The following is a 3,782-nucleotide window of genomic DNA, read 5'->3' as shown; positions in this document are numbered from 1 at the left end:
CCGCCGATGCGCGCGAAGGCTCGGTTGTCCCGGTCACGCTCGAAGCCCAATGGCTTGCCTGCACCGACGAAGTCTGCGTTCCCGAACGTGCCTCGCTGGGGACATCGATCGCGATTGGTGGCGATGGCGCAGCCGAACCGCGCTTCGATGCCTGGCGCAGCGCCATTCCCGCGTTGATCGACCGCAAGGGCAGCTTCCAGCCGGACGGCAACCGCCTGCTTGTGAGCATTCCATTGCCTGCCTCGCTTCAGATCGAAGCGCCGCATTTGTTTCTCGATAACGAGGAACTGGTCGATTATGCCGCGCCCCAGGAATACTGGCGCGATGGCGACCAGCTGATCATCCAGCTCGCGTTGAAGTCCGATAGCGTTGCGACGCCTGCGAAGGTCTCCGGAATCCTCAAGCTCGACGATGCCGGGGGCGGAATTCGCTTCGAAGCCGATCCGGGCGAAGTCGGGACGGGCGGGACCCGGCTTGTCTTTGGCGGCACGGGCGAGTTGTCTTCGCTGGCCGTGCTGCTGCTCATGGCGCTGGCAGGCGGGTTGCTGCTCAACATCATGCCCTGCGTTTTTCCGATCCTGTCGCTCAAGGCGATGAGCCTTGCCAGGGCCAGCGAGAGCGAGGCCGACGCACGCAAGGACGGGCTCGCCTATACCGCGGGTGTGATCCTTGCCACGCTCGCGCTGGGCGCGCTGATGCTCGCGCTGCGCGCGGCCGGGAACGAGATCGGCTGGGCGTTCCAGCTGCAGGAACCGGGCGTGGTGGTGTTCCTGCTGGTGCTGGCGACCGCGATCACCGCCAATTTCGCGGGCCTGTTCGAACTGCCCTCGCTGTCGGTCACCAGCGACAGGCCGTTCGGCGCTTTTGCCACCGGGCTGCTGGCGGCGTTCGTCGCGACGCCGTGCACCGGGCCGTTCATGGCCGCGGCGATGGGCGCGGCGCTGTTGCTGCCGGCGGAACAGGCGTTGCTGCTGTTCGCGGTGCTGGGGCTGGGGATAGCTTTGCCTTTCCTGCTTTTGGGATTTGTACCTCCCTTGCGCCGCATGTTGCCGAGGCCCGGCCCCTGGATGAACACTTTCCGGCGGATCATGGCGGTGCCGATGGGGCTTACCGCGCTGGCGCTGGTTTGGCTGTGCTGGCGGTTGGGGGGGACGAACTATGCGATCGCGGCAGCCGTGCTGGGTGCAATCCTGTTGCTGACGCTTTGGGCGGTCGGGCGCGAGCAGCGCGCGGGCCGGAAAGCCGGAAGGATTGCAGCTTTCGGCGCCGTCGTGCTTGCGGGATTGGCGTTTGCGGCCTTGCCCAGGGCCTATGCCCCCGCACCTGCCGAGCAGGGCGAGAGCGTGCTCGCCACCGTACCCTTCAGCGAAGCCGCGCTCGCCGAGGCGCGCGCCAGCGGCCAGCCGGTATTCGTCTGGTTCACCGCCGATTGGTGCCTGACCTGCAAGGTCAACGAGGGGCTGGCAATCGAACGCGAGGAAACGAGGCAGGCGTTCGAGAAGGCCGGAGTGATCGCGATCAGGGGCGACTGGACCCGCCGCGATCCCGCAATCACTCGTTTCCTGACCGAGCAGGGCGCAGCCGGGGTGCCACTCTATCTCTGGTATCCGGCCAATGGCGATGGCCAGCAATTGCCGCAGGTGCTGACGCCCGACAGCCTCGTGGAGCTTGCTAACAGATAAACCGTTCGTGCTGAGGCTCCGGCTCGAAGCACTGGTCCTTCGAGACGGCCATTCAGCCTTCCGGCTTCAAGGCCTCCTCAGGACGAACGGCTGGGTCTGGCGCATCGCTTCCGCCCCGCCTGCACCAATCGACGAATTCGCGCGGCATGGCGCTGGCGGGCAGTTCCAGCCTCCCCGCACCGGGCAGGGTCGCCTCGATTGCGCGCGGGCCGGTGAAGACATCGAGCTCGCCTGCAGCGGCCGGCAGATTGCCTTCCCAGCGCCAGCCTTCGTCCGAGAGCGTGGCATCGAGCCTGAGCCGTGCGGCAATCCCGTTGCCCAACAGCGCGAACAGCGCCTTTGCTCCCGGCTCGGCTTCGGCGTGGCGGATGATACTCAAGCGCGGCACCCGTCCCGGCTCGATTTTGCAAGCGAGCGAAAGTAACGGCCTGTCGCCTTCCTTGCCGAAGGCGATGCTCAACCCGTCGGTATCGTCGCTCCAGCGCGCGCCCTCGGTGTCGGGGGAGAGGGCGAGGACGAATTGGTCCTGCTCTCCGGCGTCCGCCAAATGCACGCGCTCGACTGGCGCGGAATCGCAGGCGGCGAGGAGGACCCCGGCTGCGAGCACTGCCCGACCGTTTAGGAATCCCTTCCTCATGAGGCCTCGCCTGGAATCGCTTGGAGGATTTCGCTGCAGCGCTGGGAAAAGCGCAGCAATACGTCGCCCGGCGGAGCGGAAGCGAAATTCGTTCCGTCGATCTTGAGGCTGACCTGTTCATGCCTGCTCCCCAGGCGCGAAAGGAGCGCTGTTTCGTCTAAGAACGAAGAGGTCCGAATGACCTGCTTCTCGGTTTCGCCGAATGGCGCGGGCAGTTCCCTTTCCTGCGTTTCAGCCACTGTGAAAGCTGTGTCGCCAACGATCAATTCGAATGTCGCCCCGCGTTGGGTAATCAGCCGCAGGCCACCTTCTTCCAGCGCGCAAACGAGCGAGGCCTGCTCCCGAGCAACTGGATCACGCAGGAAAGCGAGCGTGGCGGTGGGCAGGTTGAATGCATCCCAGTAATCGTAGGTCTCGTCATCGGAAAGGGCCCAGCCAATGTCATTGGCAATCGCGTTCCCTGCAAAATCGCCGCGTGCACGCAGCGCATCGCGCGCCCGGGCCAGTTGTGCAAGGTGATCGCCCGGCGTGGCCGCGATTGCGATGTAGAGCTTTACTGCCTCGACCCAAATGTCGTTCGGCCCGGAAACCGATTCAATGTTGCGCGACGAAGGATCGATGTGCGGTATGAATGGCGCGTGGGAATCGTCTTCGTTTTCTGGCCCGGGGCTGCGTTTGAACACTGCCAGCACCAGTTCATCGGGTTGGTAAAACATTCGGATACAGGCCCCCAAGCCCGAACTGAAGTGGTTCTCGGCCAACGGCGTGACGATCGGCGCGATCGCTTCGCCGTTCCAATCAGTCATCCCTCCGACGATCAGCTGCTCATCCTTCAGATCGCCTTTCAGCACCTCGACCGGATCGAGCGTCAACGCATCGATGACGTCCAAATCGGCAGGCCCTTGGATGATCCGGCCAAGTACGATCAGGTCCGCTTGCTGGACCAGTTCGAAATTGCTGGGCGTGTCCCATTCCTCGCCGTCTTCCCGCGAGCAGGCGAAGGCCTGGAAAGGCCACAAAGCCAAGGCGATCTGGGCAAGCAGCAGGCGCATCGGCTGAACTGCTATCATGGGCTGACCAGCGTCGCCAGTTCCGCTTTCGATAATCTCAAGTCCCGTCCCGTCGCCGCGGCAAATCGCCTGCCGTTCCTTCCATCGCATCGAGTGCCTCGATCATCGTGCGCTTCGGGGAGAAGCAGAAACGGACAGCCCAGATCATCCCGAGGATAAAGACCCCGGCGAGGGCCAGTCCGACCGGCGAGGCTTCCGGATTCCAGTCGTTCCACGCCTGCCAGCCGACCCAGGCGGCGCCGAACGCAGCGACCAGGCACAGCGTCCCGAGCGCGCGGAAGAAGAGCTTGCCGAGGAAGCGGTTCATCGCCGCCACTTCCGCTGCGTCTTGCCGTAGCGCAGCTTGCGGGTGCCCGGCTTGCCCTCGATCGACCTGCCGACTCTCGGAGCCCT

General features: G+C 64.7%; 4 protein-coding genes. 1 reads left to right on the top strand and 3 read right to left on the bottom strand.

From position 1 onward, the window contains the following. The coding region (locus tag AC16XC_RS12135; RefSeq protein ID WP_484034918.1) for a protein-disulfide reductase DsbD family protein at positions 1 to 1,682 on the top strand (1,682 nt) is incomplete at its 5' end. A gap of 52 nt (positions 1,683 to 1,734) precedes the next feature. Here AC16XC_RS12135 and AC16XC_RS12130 read toward each other — a convergent pair. The 3 genes from AC16XC_RS12130 to AC16XC_RS12120 form a co-directional block, all read right to left on the bottom strand. Beyond that, complete coding sequence (locus AC16XC_RS12130) at positions 1,735 to 2,319, bottom strand: hypothetical protein (RefSeq protein ID WP_484034917.1); 585 nt, start codon at positions 2,317 to 2,319, stop codon at positions 1,735 to 1,737. Continuing rightward, entirely contained in the window at positions 2,316 to 3,371 is a 1,056-nt protein-coding gene (locus tag AC16XC_RS12125) for a hypothetical protein (protein WP_484034916.1), read from the bottom strand. Before AC16XC_RS12125 ends, AC16XC_RS12130 begins: the two co-directional genes overlap by 4 nt. A gap of 55 nt (positions 3,372 to 3,426) precedes the next feature. Then, positions 3,427 to 3,782: hypothetical protein (locus AC16XC_RS12120; RefSeq protein ID WP_484034919.1), on the bottom strand; the 356-nt coding region annotated here is incomplete at its 5' end.

This window comes from Candidatus Andeanibacterium sp. (assembly GCF_057143545.1).
This window is presented reverse-complemented; position numbering and strand designations above follow the sequence as displayed.